The organism is Lysinibacillus contaminans, assembly GCF_001278945.1.
Taxonomy (GTDB): Bacteria; Bacillota; Bacilli; order Bacillales_A; family Planococcaceae; genus Lysinibacillus; species Lysinibacillus contaminans.
The window spans coordinates 246163-261974 of the sequence record NZ_LGRV01000001.1 but is presented as its reverse complement, the minus strand read 5'-3'; the positions used below and the strand labels follow the sequence as shown (position 1 = coordinate 261974).

Here is a 15812-nt window from a genome sequence, read left to right as displayed (position 1 = left end):
AAAGAAAAAACTCACTATGCAAAGCTAAGCATAGTGAGTCATATTTTATGTTTAATCTTAAGCGCACAGGACATTGCACTTTTCTTACTTTTTAGGTGTACACCATTTCACTACTTCATTACGTTTACGTTCCGCCATTTGTTCTGCTGTAAAGATAATCTGCATTGGATTACCACCTACTAAACAGCCCGCTGGTACGTCTTTATGTACAAGTGTTGCTGCCGACACAATCGCACCATCGCCAATTGTCACACCAGGAAGTATCGTAGAGTTGGCACCTACCATTACTTCATTACCTATGTACACATCACCAAGGCGATATTCTTCAATTAAATATTCATGCGCTAAAATTGTTGTACTAAAACCAATAACTGTATTGTTACCAATATGAATACGCTCCGGAAACATCGTATCAGGCATCACCATTAAAGCTATTGATGTTTTTTCACCAATATCCATCTTCAAAAAAGTACGATACAACCAATTTTTCACACGTAAAAATGGTGTGAAGCGCCCAATTTGGATGATGATGAAACATTTCATCACCTTCCAAAAGGACACCGTGTCATAAACATTCCACAGCGAATTCGCTCCTTCGACACGATAACGTTCTGTATTACGTGCCATCCCCTTACCTCTCTTTCACAATTGAAAGTAAATCACTCATATGATGCAGCATATAATCTGGTTTGAATTGCTGTAAATATGCTTCACCTTTAATCGACCATGCCACACCTGCAGATTTTACACCTGCATTATGTCCTGCTTCAATATCATGTGAATTATCACCAATCATGATGGCTTCATTTTTTTCTATTCCTAAACGTTGTAAAGCAAGTAGTACCGGCTCTGGATCAGGCTTTACGTTTTTCACATCGCACGCACCGATTCGAATATCAAATAAATGTGATGCCCCCAATACTTCGAGCCCTCGGTCAATCATGTCATTGCGTTTTGTCGAAACAATCGCTAACTTGACACCCATTTCCTTTAACTGCTCTAATGTAGATACAACATCCGGATATTCAGTTATAAGCTCATCGTGATGTGCCTCATTCCAAGCTCGATATTTGGCGATCATTGCATCCTCTTCACCAGGCGTTATTTCACTAAATGTTTGTTTTAAAGACGGACCAATGAATTTCAAGCAATCTTTTGGCGAATATTGCCCAGGAAATCTTTCTTCTAAAACATGCATAAACGTTTGAATAATTAAATCATTCGTATTTAGTAATGTCCCATCAAAATCAAAAAGTAGCGCTTTAATCTTCGTCATCCTGTACACCTCTTATTTGTTATCTAAATACTTTATAGCAGGTTTCACTTTTAAGCGGCGGTATATTATTGCCACTAGCCCAACTACGATACCAATAATAGATACTACCTGTGCAGAGCGTAAATCACCGACCAAGTATAAGCTATCTGTACGTAAGCCCTCGATATAGAAACGTCCAATTGAATACCAAATTATATAGCTAAAGAATATTTCCCCACGATTTAAATTGACCTTGCGTAGCGCTAGCAAAATAATTAAACCAATTACATTCCATACAGATTCATATAAAAACGTGGGGTGTACATGAGTGCCTAGCTCTTCAATGTACATTTGATTGATGATCCAATCTGGTAACATTAAGTTTTCCAAAAATTCACGTGATACAGGGCCACCGTATGCCTCTTGGTTCATGAAGTTACCCCAGCGCCCAATAATTTGCCCAATTAAAATACTTGGTGCAGCTATATCTGCCACACGTAAAAAACTTACCCCTTTAATTCGTGTAAATATGTAAGCAGTCGCAAAGCCGCCTAATAATGCACCATGAATGGCAATCCCACCATTCCAAATCTCAATAATCTTCCCGGGATTTTGACCGTAATAATCCCATCGCATCGAAACATAGTAAATGCGCGCACAGACGATCGAAATTGGTACTACCCATAATAGTAAATCGGCTATAAAATCCTCAGGCAAGCCTCGCTTCACCGCTTCTTTTTGCCCTACAAAATATGCTATAAGTATACCCGATACAATCAGTAATCCATACCAACGCACAGAAATCGGCCCTAACTGAAAGGCCACTGGGTTAATATCTAATAGTAGTAAATCCATTATATTCTCCTCTCAACATCCTTAATCGTCTAGTTCATCATTAGATGAAATGACCTCATCTAGTCTTCTTGAAAACTCCTCTGCCGCATTGACACCCATTCTTTTCAAACGATAATTCATGGCAGCTACTTCGATAATAACAGAAAGATTACGTCCAGGTCGCACTGGAATCGTTAACTTCGTCAGCTCTGTATCGATAAGTTTCATCTTCTCTTCTTCTAATCCTAGACGATCATACACCTTATCAGGATCCCAAATCTCCAGCTCTATAATTAAAGTAATGCGCTTATACGGTCGAATAGCACTCGCTCCAAATAAAGTCATCACATCAATAATGCCAATACCACGTATTTCAAGTAAATGCTCAAGTAATGGGGGCGGACTACCGATTAATAAGTTTTCCGATTCTTGACGAATTTCTACACAATCATCAGCCACAAGACGATGCCCTTTTTTCACTAATTCAAGTGCAGTCTCACTTTTTCCAACGCCACTTTTCCCGACTATCAGTACACCAATTCCATATACATCAACTAATACACCATGCGCTGCAGTCATTGGCGCTAAGCGTCCTTCTAAATAATTCGTTAACCGACTAGAAAATTTTGTAGTTGTCATATTCGTTTTTAAGACAGGTACATGCTTCTCATTGGAACCTTGTATAAGCTCCTCAGGTACTTCTAATCCCCGTGAAATAATAATAGCTGGTGTATCCGGAGAACACAGTAAACGCATCCGCTCAATTTTCAAATCTCGCGGTAGCATTTCAAAAAAAGATAGTTCTGTTTTCCCTAATAATTGAACACGATTTGCAGGATAATGATTAAAATATCCGGCCATTTCAAGTCCAGGTCTAGATATGTCACTCGTTGAAATCGTTTTACCAATTCCTTCTTCTCCACTTACTAACTCTAGATTAAATTTTTCCATTACATCTCTCGTTGATATAACCACCATTGTGTTTAGCGCCTCCATTCAAGCGAACTGAATATTGTTTTATTTTAGCACGACTATCATCAAAATGAATGTTTTTGCGCTTATTTTGTCATCTTTGCATGTTCTTGAAGATGCTAGGCGCCGTAAACATAAATTAGGAAGGATTCTCTAAAAAAATAAAAAAACCAACGGGTCTCCAGAACCGTTAGTTTTTTGAAAATATTTTTATTTTTGAGTAGCTAACCAAGACGCAACTGCTTCAGCATCTTCGCCTTTAACAAGTCCACCTGGCATACCCTTATCTGTACCGTTGTTAATGATGTCTAATAATTCTGCTTCCGAAAGACGAGAACCAACATCATTTAGTGCAGGAGTATTACCCATACCTTGTAATTCGCCACCGTGACAAGATACGCATGATTTCATTGCAATTACTTCGCCTTCTGGTGTAGTTTCTGCACCTTTTTCTGCTGTCTCTTTGTCATCTCCGCCGCCACAAGCAGCTAAGAATATTGCTGAACCGAACACTAATGTTAACATTGCTTTTTTCATTAGTACCCCTCCTCATAATATATAAAAAATACCTTACCTCAACACTATACCAAAATTATACTCGTTTGAAACCTTCTCCTAACACCTCATACGCATCAGAAACGATAACAAACGCAGATGGATCAACGTTTTTAATGAGTTGTTTCAGCTTTGTGAATTCTGTTTGATAAACAACTACCATAAGTACTGGTCGTTCTTCTCCTGTATATCCACCAATTGCAGGTAATTTCGTAACACCACGATTAATTTCTGCATAAATGGCATCACGCACTTCATCTTGCTTCTTAGTAATAATATAGACCATTTTAGATTGACTAAAGCCGAGTTGAATAATATCAATCGTTTTCGTTGTTACATATAAACCAATCAGTGCATATAGGCCTTTTTCTAAATCAAAAACTACTGCTGCACTAATTGCAATTAAACCATCAATTAATAACACACTAGTACCAAGAGTTAATCCTGTATACTTCGTAATAATTTGTGCCAATAAGTCGGTACCACCAGTAGAAGCGTTCCCTTTAAAAACAAGCCCTATACCCAAACCGACAACAATCCCACCAAATAACGCACCTAGTAGAGGATTATCTGTCCACGGTTCCCAGTTATCTGTTAATAAAACAACAAAGGGTAACGTAATCGTACCAACAAATGATTTCAACCCGAATTTTTTCCCGAGCAATAAAACACCTGCTATAAATAAAGGAATATTAAAAGCATATTGTACAAGCCCCGGATTCCAACCGAATAATCCATGCAATATGGTACTTATGCCACTCACACCACCAGATGCCACTTGATTTGGAAGTAAAAAAGCATTAAAGCCAATGGCAATAATGGTAGCGCCTGCGATGACATATAGATATTCTAGAATTGCATATCGTAAATCATTTGAAACCTTCATTTGCTCACACCCACTTCAAATATCTGAATTTTTTCCTAAAGTAGTGATGATTATAGCAAATTGTTCTCTCAATGAGAAGTTCATTAGGATAAAGCAAAAAAGATCTATCTCAAAATCTTTGAGTGGACTAACCTAAATTATTGAGACAATATAAAACACCTTCGGAGTGGTACACTTGTAAAAAGTACTTACATCGGAGGTGTTTTTGCATGGGCAAGAACGTATATTCAAGCGAAGTTAAATGGGCTGTTGTTAAAGATAAACTAAGTGGTGAATTGACAACTAATGAAATTATGGAGAAACACGGAATCAAAAACAAATCACAGGTCGAAACTTGGATGAAATGGTATCGCGCGAATGAAATTTATCGATTTGATCAGCCGATTGGTAAACAATACACTTTCGGTCACGGTCCCGAGTTAGCCAGTGAAGACGATAAACGGGAACGACAATTATCACATTTGAAGATGGAGAACGAAATTCTAAAAAAGTACATGGAAATCGAAAGGGAGTTAAAAAAGAAATAGTTCTACAGATTGTAGAGAAACTTAGAAAGAAGTACACGATTACAGCTATCCTATCCGCGTTAGGAGTACCACGGGCGAACTATTATAGATGGTATCTTCACGGCATAAATAAGTCGCTTTCAGTAGTAGAGGAATCTATTATAGAACTGTGCAAAAGCACTAAGTATCGGAATGGTCATAGAAAAATAAAGGCAATGTTGAAGCAGAAACATAATATAAAATTGAATCGCAATACAGTTCAGAACCTCATGCAAAAGCATAACTTACAGTGCCGTATCAAGCCAAAACGGAAGTGGAAATCCCAAGGTGAAAGTATCATAATTGCCCCTAATCTTCTTGAACGAGATTTCACGGCTAGTGAACCGAACAAGAAGTGGGTGACAGACATTACATATATTCAGTATGGCAGTACTACAAAATATCTTTCGACCATTATGGATCTATTCAATAATGAAATTGTCGCTTATAAATTATACGATCATCAACAGACACTACTGGTAATCGACACGTTAAAGGAGGCACTGTCTGTCCGTAACCACCCCGAAGGTGTGATTGTGCATTCAGATCAAGGGAGTGTTTACACGTCATATGCGTATCAGGCCTACATTAAGGAAAACGACCTTGTCAGCAGCATGTCACGTAGAGGAAACTGTTGGGACAATGCGGTGATTGAATCTTTTCATTCGAACTTAAAGTCTGAGGAATTTCAATATGTTAAATTTAATTCATTACGTAATCAAGACGTAATTGAGCGGGTAATTACCTATTTAAATTATTATAATGAAGAACGTATCCAAGAAAAATTAGGCTACCTAACACCCATAAAATATGGTGTAATGGCAGCCTAATAAGGTGTTTTATATGTGTCTCATATCGTTATGTCAGTCTAGAGATAGATCTTTTTCTATGGACGTTTTGGCCCCAATGAATCAAGTTATATATGACGTTTCCGCCCAATTTAACGCTTCATTATATAATAAATCCATACTTTCCATATCCAAATCGAATTTCGGCGCTAATATCTCTAACGTATCCCAATCTAATTTACCTAATGCAATACTAAAATCTAAATAGGGTGACATTTCCGTCTGCTTACCTAATATCGTCTCTATAATTTCTTCGGGAAATGGTAATTGATTCAAAATGAGATTCATTGGTCGTTGCAACAGACTATCAATTACCGAGAACATACCAATTAAGAAATACTCAGAGAAATTTTGTTTATATGAAAGTTTCGCTAATTTTTCGCAAACCTTAGCTCTAAAAAGTGATGTTCGCATCAATTCTTTGAAAAGATCTGTATCTGGATTCATATCTATTTCACGCATCGCAAGTAAATAAATCCATTTCCGAAGTTCTCCTAGCCCTAATAGCAAAATGGCTTGCTTAATAGAGCGTACTTTCGATTTGGAGCGTTTAGTAGAATTATTAATCATTTGAAGTAATTTATACGTCAAAGAAATATCACGTTCAATGTTTTCTGCTAATATATTGATATTTGGTTCTTCATCCTTCAATAATGCAAGGATTTGAAAATATTGCAATGTATTTGCAGGAATATCTGTTGCTCTAATAATTTGCGGCTGTTCAAAGAAGTACCCTTGAAAAAGCTGGTAGCCTGAATGCTTCGCTACATCAAATTGATTTCTTGTCTCTACCTTTTCAGCAAGTAGTATTATATGAGGGAAATTTTCTTTTACTTTATTTTCAATTTCCATCCGCTCAAGTAAGGGCAATAATAAAAAGTCGACTTTAATATAATCAATGTACGCAAATAACTCATCATATACTTCCACACGACTATCTAAAACAAAATCATCTAATGCTATTTTATAGCCTAGTGATTTCAGTTCTTTCACACGTTCCACTAATTGTATGTTAATAGGTACATCTTCTAAAATTTCAATCACAAGCTGTGCTGGATTTAAGTAATCCGTTAATGTACTTTTTAATAAATTATCTGTAAAGTTCACAAAACAAGGCTTCCCTTTCGTGACTTCTTCTATCCCAATCGATAGAAATGAGTTTACTAATACATCGATTGTAGCTGCGTCCGGATCGACCATAGGAAATGCATTCATATTTTTACTGCGATACAATAACTCATACGCAACGACCTGTTCGTGAAGATTAAAGATTGGCTGTCTGCCGATGAATACTTCCATTTCGTTGACCCCGATTCTCCATTTTCTAGTAAATTCTATTATAACACCTTTTATTACTATATGCTTACTCTCTATGAAGTAGAATTAAAGTCAAAAATAAAACAATTAGTATTGAACTATTTTTTTGTATATTTAATCCTTTTTTCATATATATTTAGAAGTATTTCCGAAGGACCTCGATAAATACAGCCAAAAGAACAGTTTATATAAGTAACATTCTTTAATCATATTGCCCCTATGATTCCCCGCCCTTTCGAATATTACCATAATTTTTCCACATGGACATATTTCCAAATTTAGTTTATAGTACATTACAACACTAATGCACTGTGTCACCAAAAATACAGAATGGAGGCTTTTTTGTGTATGTCAATTTAGATAGTACGACGCCCATCTATATTCAAATTGCGGAATGGTTACAACATGAGATTGTAGCAGATCGCTTACAAACAGACGACAAAGTGTATTCACAGTATCAGCTCGCAGAATTATTTAATATCAATCCTGCAACAGCAGGCAAAGGACTCACTATTTTACTAGAAGAACAACTTCTCTATAAGAAACGAGGGCTTGGCATGTTCGTAACAACAGATGCAAAGGAAAGAATTTTAACGAAGCGACGCAATGAAACCTTGACGAAAATGGCACAGAATCTTGTCATTGAAGCAAATCGACTCCTTGTTTCAGATGAGGAATTGCTCGCTCTTATTCGGAGGACTCAGGAGGGATTAAAATGAAAATGATTCAATGTGAACAGCTAGCAAAAAACTTTGGCAGCCACAAAGCATTGCAAAACATAACATGCGCAATTGAATCCGAAAAGATTGTCGGCATCATTGGACGTAACGGAGCTGGAAAATCCACACTACTACATATTTTGGCAGGCTACTTGCAGCCGACACGTGGCACTTGCCATGTATTTGGTGAAAAACCCTTTAATAATATTCAAACAGCGGCAAATACAATTATGATTGATGATCGCTTAAGTTTTTCTAATTATTTAACGCTAGAAGAAATCCTTGGAATGGGTGCTGATTTTTATCCGAACTGGCAGGGTGAACTGGCATTTAGACTGCTCGATTATGCAAGATTAGCAAAAAAAGCAAAACATGAGCAATTGTCAAAGGGGCAACTAGCTACATTTAATCTGATTTACGGGCTTGCAAGTCGCTGTGCGCTGACGATTTTAGATGAACCTATGAATGGTATGGATGAAGCAATTCGAAATGATTTTTACCGTGCGATTTTGAAAGAATATATCGCCTTCCCGCGTACGATTTTAATTGCTAGTCATCATTTACAAGAGATGGAGTCTATTTTAGAGGAAATTTTATTAATCAACGAAGGTGTTGTCATTGCCCATGCTCCGATAGATGAATTAAAACAACAACTGATTTCACTTACTGGACCGAGTCATGCGCTTGCCCCAATTCTAGCGGACTCAATCATATATACAAAAAAAGAGATAGCTGGCATGACTACAGTTGTAGTGGAGGCTAGTAAACTTTTCATTCAAGAAGATGTGCTACAAAAAAAGGGGATTACAACTGCACATTTATCAACAAGTGATGTCTGTATGTATTTAACAAGTAGCGAAGGAAGTGATATCGATGCAGTCTTTGACTAATATAACACTGAAAACAGTCGTACAAAAACAAGTGAAATGGAAAGCAAAATTATATCTATCTGCACTAATTACCTTAATCACTTTACAATTACTATTTGGCCTCTTACTTTTCGACTCTGGTAGTGGTTCTTCAGGCTACGGTCGTGGAAATTTAGATGTACAATTCTCCATTTATTCACTGGATCTATTTTTAATGATTGCTGCGTTTTGGGCATTTATTAGTGCCACACTTTTTACAACAAAAGCGTTTCGCATAGATGATTTATCGATTATATCTAGCCGTACGTCCTGTGCCATTGCTAACATGATTGTTATTATTTTTTATAGCCTAATTGCGGTGATTATCATGGTTTCTTCCCTGTACTTGCAGTTAGTCGCCGTCTTGTTATGGAGTAATGAGACTCTGATAGTAGACCAACTCATTGTTTCACCAACAATTTTAATGGTGTGTTTTAGTATCATTTGTTTATTTGGTGCAATCGGCTTACTGCTTGGCAATTGCTACAAAGGACCAGCTACCGTAAAAGTATGTACGACTATTTTTCTAGTAATCGGCATACTGTTATTCAATTTATCATCACAATCAATCAGCCTTGCAGGATTTATACTGTTACCCAATATAATTGTAAGTCTAATAATATTGAGCGTTGCGGCACTGTGCTTTGCCCTTGCTATTTGGATTGCCAGTAAATCGGAGGTGTCCCGTTTATGACAACTTTGATGATTGTATTACCGTTATTGTTCATCGTATTGTTCATGTTAGTCGTTTTGAAAATACTAAAGGTACTGAAAAATAGGATGAAGATACATTGGACACCAAAGCATATCTTCGCTGTTGTTACAGGTTATATAGCTTTTGGTCTCCTTGCTTTTCTTTATTTAAGCTTTTTTTCAGAGACTACTTTAACAACATTATCTAGTGAAGAAATACAAAAGCTTCAGCAGGTTACAGAGGATATACATCGGTATGATGAAGAGAATGATTCTTCTTTTTTAACAGAAACCTATAAAAAGAAAAGCTGGCAATTTGAATTTGAAGGGGATGTTATACCTGTTGCGGTAAATGAGGGGAGTAATTGGTTAAATTCCGATATTCGCTTACGTTATAACGACGATATCGAGCATGGTAGTATTGTTCTTTCATATTATCAATTTCCAGTTATTATTGAAGGTCTTGATTTAGCAGATGAAGTACCACCCCCAAATGTTTATATGTCCGAGCAGCAGTTAATCATCGAATCCACTTCGGAACATTCCATAAGCTATAATCGCGTGAATGCATCAATAGCTATATTAGACTTTAATCGAATAGATCATACTGAAACAGAGAAAATGGAGAGTGTGAACTACCAATATCCAAGCGTGCTCCTTATAGAAGTCGCACGTAGTACAGATTTAGAAGATCTCCAAGGTCGCATTAATATTATTAATTAAAAAGAATTGGCTGTTCTAAAAGTAAAAATAGTATGCTGAGGGTACTTCCAGCATACTGTTTTTTTGATATAAAAGTAAAAATCCGCGTAGACTCCTGCGGGAACAGCACAAGACGTAAAACGCAACAAAACGCGCGTAGCGGGGGTTGCGTCTTACGCTGTGCCCGCGGAAAGCGTAGCGGATTTTTACCATATAGAAGGCTAGATGTTATGCTTAAAGAGACTAATTGGATAGCCCCTTCTATTTGTTCTTTCTAGCTTTTAGTGCACCAATAATTGCTGGTAATACTGAGATTACAATAATTAAAATTAGCACAGTTGAGAAGTTGTCTTTAATAATTGGGATATTCCCAAAGAAATAGCCGAGTAATGTACAGCTAAACACCCATAAAACCGCTCCTACTATGTTGTACATAATGAAGTAACGGTATCGCATGCGACTCGCACCCGCAATAAAAGGAATAAACGTACGAATAAAGGGCATGAAACGTGCAATAACAATTGTTTTCCCACCATGTTTATTGAAGAAACGCTGCGCAGCATCCATACGCTCTTGGCTGACAACACGCCCTAAAAAACTTTTTGGCGGTATCGATGTTCCCACCTTCTTACCAATCTCATAGTTGACTGTATCTCCAAGAATCGCTGCAGCTAAAAATACTGGGATTAAAATCCACAGATTAAATGCGCCAACTGCTGCGGCTAGGGTACCACTTGCAAAAAGTAATGAATCACCCGGTAAAAATGGGAAAATAACAACACCCGTTTCTACAAAAACAATTCCAAATAAAATGGCATAAGACCAGGCACCAAAATCTTCAATAATTTCTGTTAGATGCACATCAATATGCATGATAAAACTAATCAAATCATAAATAATAGACATTTATCAAGCTCTCTTTCAATCAAATTTCTTCATTTCTACAACGCTTACTTTTTACTTTGACGATGCAATTTCTTCAAAGGTTTCCTTAGGCATCATAACATATCACGAAATTTTGTAGTATACCAAGTATGACAATTTCATGTTTAGATCACTATATGGCACAATATAAAAGCCATGACCAAAATCTTTTGCATATGACCGATTTTATCACTCACTAGACGTGCACTCAATTATTATGTTATTTGTTTGAAAAATAAAAAGGAACTACTCTCTCAAGTAGCCCCTCTCCCATTATACTTTAACTTCTTTTAATGAACGTCGTAAAATTTTACCTGTTGTGTTTTTCGGTAATTCATCTATGATTTCAATCACTTTTGGCACTTTGTATTTCACCATATGCTTTGCACAGTACGCTAAAATATCCTCTGTCGTAGATTTTGTAACATCTTTTAGTACAACATAGGCATGAACTGCCTCACCAAAGTTAGAATCGGGGAAGCCAACAACTGCCGCTTCTACAATATTATTATGAGTAAACAGGACTTCCTCTACTTCACGCGGATATACATTAAAGCCACCTACAATAATCAAATCCTTTTTACGATCAACGATATAAAAATAGCCTTCTTCATCCATCGTTGCTAAATCACCTGTATACAACCAACCATCACGAATAGCCACAGCCGTTTCTTCAGGCATTTTGTAATAGCCCTTCATTACATTTGGTCCACGAACAATAAGTTCTCCTACCTCACCAACAGGTACCTGCTCCCCGTACACATCCACTACTCGATTTTCAACATTATTAATATTTGTCCCAATCGACCCCGCTTTACGATCACGATCTAATGGATTAAAGCAAGTTACCGGTGAAGCCTCTGATAAGCCGTAGCCTTCTGACACACGTACATTAAATTTCTCCTCGAAATTATGTAAAAGTGCAACTGGTAACGATGCGCCTCCTGAAACTGCTAGACGAATTGACGAGAAGTCTTCTGGATTGCCGTCTGGTAATTGATATAGGAAGTTATACATTGTCGGTACTCCCGCAAATACAGTTGCCTTTTTCTCCTTCGCTAATGCAAAAATTTCAGCTGGACTAAAACGCGGCGCTAATAAAACAGTCGCCCCACTAAGTAACGGTGCATTGACTACAACAGTTAATGCAAATACATGGAATACAGGTAATGTCGCAATAATACGATCATCAGCTCTAAAACCTAAGTATGTCGAGACATCACGCGCATTTGAATATATATTTCCATGTGTTAACATCGCACCCTTTGGATTACCAGTTGTTCCTGATGTATATAAAATAATGGCATTGTCATCATCTGAAACGGCTACTGGTTGTAAAGAGCCCGAAGCTGTTGCGACAACATGTGAAAATAAATATGTCTTTACTCTCGCCGCATCCGATAAGCCCGCTACCTTTTCAGCTGCATCCGTACCTGTTTCACAAACGATAAATGCCTCTACTTGTGGAAATGCTTGTACACCCATTTCCACTAATGGAAGTAAAGCGTCAAGTGCCACGATTACTTTCACATCACCATTACTCAAAATATAAGAAATTTCATCTGGTGTATAGATTGGATTTACTGGAATTGCTGTCGCCCCTAAGCGCATTGTTGCATATAAAGAAATTAAAAAATGTGGCGTATTGCCGAGTAAAAACGCTACATGGTCCCCTTTTTGTACCCCTAAATCTTGTAAGCCTTGTGCAAAGCGACTGACAGTTTGCTCAAATTCGCCGTAAGAAGTATCTTTCCCCATAAAATGAAAGGCAACTTTTTCAGGTTGCTCTACAGCTTGTTGACGTACACATGAAACTAAATTCAATTACACCATCCCCTTGTCGTATAAAATGAATCACTATTCACCATTATTATACTGGAAATGTATAGAAAAAACAACGAACGTTTTTGCTTCATGTGTATTTTTTCGTTAAATAAATCACTTTTCTCTCCTTAATGCATTCAACCTACGTGCGAATATGGGAGATGTAACGCCAACGGATTAAGTAAAAATAGACAACTTGAATAATCACAAAAAAGCCAAAAGCAAAGAATACTTCTTTTACAATAGAGATATTAGCAATATCCTTTAATATGCTCTGTACCATGAAAAAGGCAAAGGCACTATGCATCATTGCCACACCCCACGGTAAGAAAAACTGCGGGAATAAATGACGGTTTACAAGCTTTTTCAATTCTATATCCGTTAAACCCATACGCTTTAATACATCGAATTTTCGTTTTTCATGTTCTAACGATGTGTGTAGCTTAAAGTAGATAAAGCTGCCAGCCGCTAGTAAAAATACTGTCGCTACTAAAACACCAACCAATGTAAATAAAGAGTAAGTCGCTAATATATAAGAATAATTTAAACCTGCATTTTCAAAGTAGAATGGACTTCGATTTTCTTTCTTAATAAAATATTCATCCACTGCTAAATGATCAATTTCTTTTCCAATTTCTTTCGTTTCCATCCATTGGGGGATATCGAAAGTGAACAGTTTATAGCTCGGTTGTACAATATCAGCGTCAGCAATTGGCTTTTTCAGCTTCGCGAAATCCTCATCACTTATAACGATAGAATTGACACTAACAATAGAACCGGGAAATACGATTTCAGGATAGACACTATCAATTGTAAGAGGAATTTCATTTTCCTCTAACACAGTATGAACAACCGTATTTTTTAGCTTTTTCAGTGATTCTTCCGAATAAGGGATAAACACCGCTTCACCTGCAGATAATTTCAGCATCGGGTAACCAAAAGAAGATAATAAGGTATTCATATCCGATTCGCGAAATACCTCAACCTCATTATGAGTAAAAGAAGAGGTTTGCTTGATGACGACAAAGCGCGTTAAATGATAGGATAAACCCTTCTCCTCCAATTGTTCCATGAGTAAGTTAATATGTTCACTCTCATATGGATTATCTATATCTCCTTTATAGATTAGACCAAGTGGATTTAGTCGTTCATACTGTGTCGTATATGAAGACATCGTCGCTAACACACCGACCGATAAGAATGCCATTGTCGACACCATCGTCACGACAAAAAACACTTTCACATTTTCCTGCATAATATTTGTCTGCTCAGCTAACGATAGTAAACGGTAGCGTTGCCAGTGATATTTCCGCTTGCCACGTGCTAAATCTAAAAAGAATGGCACCGAATCACTGAAAAAGTAATACGTGCCAAAGGTCGCTGAAAACGGGATCAGTAATGTTAGGCCGATCATTGATGTATAAGAAACAAGCAGTACTAATACATACGTCGATATAATTAACGCAATACCATAAATCGCACGTATTTTAGAATACGATATGACGCTATGTAAGTAGTTGCTCCCCTTCATTAAATCGAGTAATTTTCGCTCACGTCTAAGATATACGCTAGTAAAGGTAATAACGACAAAAGCGCTCGTAAATACACCTATTGTTAATACAAACGGCTCCCAAGAAACATATAAAGGCAATTCTTCTAGGTGTAAAATTTCACGTACAATCATGAAGAAAAACTTAGAAAATGAGAAGCCAAAAATAATTCCTACAATAATAGAGGCAGCACCAATAATCATCGTTTCTAAAAAAACGAGCTTATTCATTTGGCGTTTATCCATCCCAAGATGCAGTAGAATGCCAAATTCTCGTGATCGTGCCTCTAAAAACGCACTCATTGAGTAATATAGAAAGAACAATGTAAACAGTACAAGCACTATTTCGGCACCAATCATGCCAATCATTGAGACTTCGCCTAAAATACCACTTTCAATATCAGGATGAAACATCAACATCGAGTAAATAAAAAACACGGCTACGGAAAAAAAGCTCGCCATAAAAAAGGCTCCGTAAACACGGCTATTCCGTACGACATTACGGTAAGCGAATTGTCGAAAGGTCACCTACTTGCCCTCCTCCTAGTAAGCTCAATACGTTTAAAATACGTTGGAAAAACAATTGACGTCGATCATCTTTGTAAATTTCATTGAAAAACTCACCATCTTTAATGAATAACACACGATCACAATAACTCGCTGCAATCGGATCATGCGTCACCATGACAATCGTCGTTTTCCTTTCATTACTTACCTTTGTTAATAACTCAAGTACATCACGAGCTGAATTTGAATCTAAGTTCCCAGTCGGCTCATCTGCTAAGATCAAGCTAGGGTTATGGATTAATGCCCTACCAATTGCCGTTCTTTGCGCTTGTCCACCGGAGATTTCATTCGGACGTTTGTGCAAAAAGGATGTTAAATCCAACTTTTCTACAATACTTTTAAGACGTTCTTCCATCACTTCTAACGGTTGCTGGTCAAGTGTTAATGGCAAGATAATGTTCTCCTCGACCGTCAACATATGCAGTAAATTAAAGTCCTGGAATATGAATCCAAGCTGACGGCGTCGAAAATAAGCAAGCTCTGTTGCATTCAATTTATGAGGATTCATGCCATCTAAAATGATTTCCCCACTGGTCGGCTCATCAATAGTGGAAATAATATTTAGCAATGTCGTTTTACCGCTCCCTGATCGCCCCATTACCGCTATGAATTCTCCATCTTCTACATCAAAGCTTAGCTGATTCAGTGCGCGATGTGTTACCTTTCCCTCATAAACCTTCGTGATATCTTTTATCTGTAAAATAGGCATACTGT

At 37.2% G+C, this 15812-nt stretch carries 16 protein-coding genes; 5 read left to right on the top strand and 11 right to left on the bottom strand.

Annotated features, from left to right (window positions below):
* Positions 1–84: 84 nt before the first annotated feature.
* The 6 genes from AEA09_RS01325 to AEA09_RS01300 all read right to left on the bottom strand — a co-directional run bounded on the left by AEA09_RS01325 (position 85) and on the right by AEA09_RS01300 (position 4502).
* Entirely contained in the window at positions 85–627 is a 543-nt protein-coding gene (locus AEA09_RS01325) for an acyltransferase (protein WP_053582122.1), read from the bottom strand.
* A gap of 4 nt (positions 628–631) precedes the next feature.
* Complete coding sequence (gene ppaX / locus AEA09_RS01320) at positions 632–1276, bottom strand: pyrophosphatase PpaX (protein WP_053582121.1); 645 nt, start codon at positions 1274–1276, stop codon at positions 632–634.
* A 12-nt stretch (positions 1277–1288) separates the two neighbouring features.
* Complete coding sequence (gene lgt / locus AEA09_RS01315) at positions 1289–2110, bottom strand: prolipoprotein diacylglyceryl transferase (protein WP_053582120.1); 822 nt, start codon at positions 2108–2110, stop codon at positions 1289–1291.
* Positions 2111–2131: 21 nt separating this feature from the next.
* Positions 2132–3067, bottom strand: a complete 936-nt coding sequence (gene hprK, locus AEA09_RS01310; RefSeq protein WP_053582119.1) for an HPr(Ser) kinase/phosphatase — start codon at positions 3065–3067, stop codon at positions 2132–2134.
* Between the two features lie 204 nt (positions 3068–3271).
* The gene (gene cccB / locus AEA09_RS01305) at positions 3272–3598 is read right to left on the bottom strand and encodes a cytochrome c551 (protein ID WP_053582118.1); all 327 of its coding nucleotides are present in this window, start codon (positions 3596–3598) and stop codon (positions 3272–3274) included.
* 55 nt (positions 3599–3653) lie between these two features.
* Positions 3654–4502: a YitT family protein gene (locus AEA09_RS01300; RefSeq protein WP_053582117.1), complete on the bottom strand. Its 849-nt coding sequence runs from the start codon at positions 4500–4502 to the stop codon at positions 3654–3656.
* Positions 4503–4711: 209 nt separating this feature from the next.
* Here AEA09_RS01300 and AEA09_RS01290 point away from each other — a divergent pair.
* Positions 4712–5877, top strand: a protein-coding gene (locus AEA09_RS01290) for an IS3 family transposase (protein WP_156312012.1) whose coding sequence is annotated in 2 segments (ribosomal slippage) — positions 4712–4988 and positions 4988–5877 — 1167 coding nt in all. Because the reading frame shifts where the segments join, the coding sequence is not laid out codon by codon here.
* Between the two features lie 81 nt (positions 5878–5958).
* On the opposite strand, the gene AEA09_RS01285 is transcribed toward AEA09_RS01290, so the two are convergent.
* Positions 5959–7194: an EAL and HDOD domain-containing protein gene (locus AEA09_RS01285; RefSeq protein ID WP_053582114.1), complete on the bottom strand. Its 1236-nt coding sequence runs from the start codon at positions 7192–7194 to the stop codon at positions 5959–5961.
* Between the two features lie 362 nt (positions 7195–7556).
* Here AEA09_RS01285 and AEA09_RS01280 point away from each other — a divergent pair, with 362 nt between their 5' ends.
* The 4 genes from AEA09_RS01280 to AEA09_RS01265 are packed head-to-tail and all read left to right on the top strand — an operon-like array spanning position 7557 to position 10255.
* The gene (locus AEA09_RS01280; RefSeq protein ID WP_053582113.1) at positions 7557–7931 is read left to right on the top strand and encodes a GntR family transcriptional regulator; all 375 of its coding nucleotides are present in this window, start codon (positions 7557–7559) and stop codon (positions 7929–7931) included.
* Positions 7928–8821: an ABC transporter ATP-binding protein gene (locus AEA09_RS01275; protein ID WP_082332522.1), complete on the top strand. Its 894-nt coding sequence runs from the start codon at positions 7928–7930 to the stop codon at positions 8819–8821. Before AEA09_RS01280 ends, AEA09_RS01275 begins: the two co-directional genes overlap by 4 nt.
* Complete coding sequence (locus AEA09_RS01270) at positions 8805–9533, top strand: hypothetical protein (protein WP_053582112.1); 729 nt, start codon at positions 8805–8807, stop codon at positions 9531–9533. The genes AEA09_RS01275 and AEA09_RS01270 overlap by 17 nt, the downstream gene beginning before the upstream one ends.
* Positions 9530–10255, top strand: coding sequence for a hypothetical protein (locus AEA09_RS01265; RefSeq protein ID WP_053582111.1), 726 nt, complete (start codon positions 9530–9532; stop codon positions 10253–10255). The genes AEA09_RS01270 and AEA09_RS01265 overlap by 4 nt, the downstream gene beginning before the upstream one ends.
* Positions 10256–10495: 240 nt before the next feature.
* Here AEA09_RS01265 and AEA09_RS01260 read toward each other — a convergent pair whose 3' ends face one another.
* From AEA09_RS01260 to AEA09_RS01245, 4 genes are all read right to left on the bottom strand, one after another.
* The gene (locus AEA09_RS01260) at positions 10496–11140 is read right to left on the bottom strand and encodes a VTT domain-containing protein (protein ID WP_053582110.1); all 645 of its coding nucleotides are present in this window, start codon (positions 11138–11140) and stop codon (positions 10496–10498) included.
* A gap of 291 nt (positions 11141–11431) precedes the next feature.
* Positions 11432–12982, bottom strand: coding sequence for a fatty acid--CoA ligase family protein (locus AEA09_RS01255; protein WP_053582109.1), 1551 nt, complete (start codon positions 12980–12982; stop codon positions 11432–11434).
* Between the two features lie 142 nt (positions 12983–13124).
* Positions 13125–15059: an ABC transporter permease gene (locus AEA09_RS01250; RefSeq protein ID WP_053582108.1), complete on the bottom strand. Its 1935-nt coding sequence runs from the start codon at positions 15057–15059 to the stop codon at positions 13125–13127.
* A complete protein-coding gene (locus tag AEA09_RS01245) occupies positions 15031–15807 on the bottom strand; it encodes an ABC transporter ATP-binding protein (RefSeq protein ID WP_053582107.1) in 777 nt (258 codons plus the stop codon). Before AEA09_RS01245 ends, AEA09_RS01250 begins: the two co-directional genes overlap by 29 nt.
* Positions 15808–15812 lie beyond the last annotated feature (5 nt).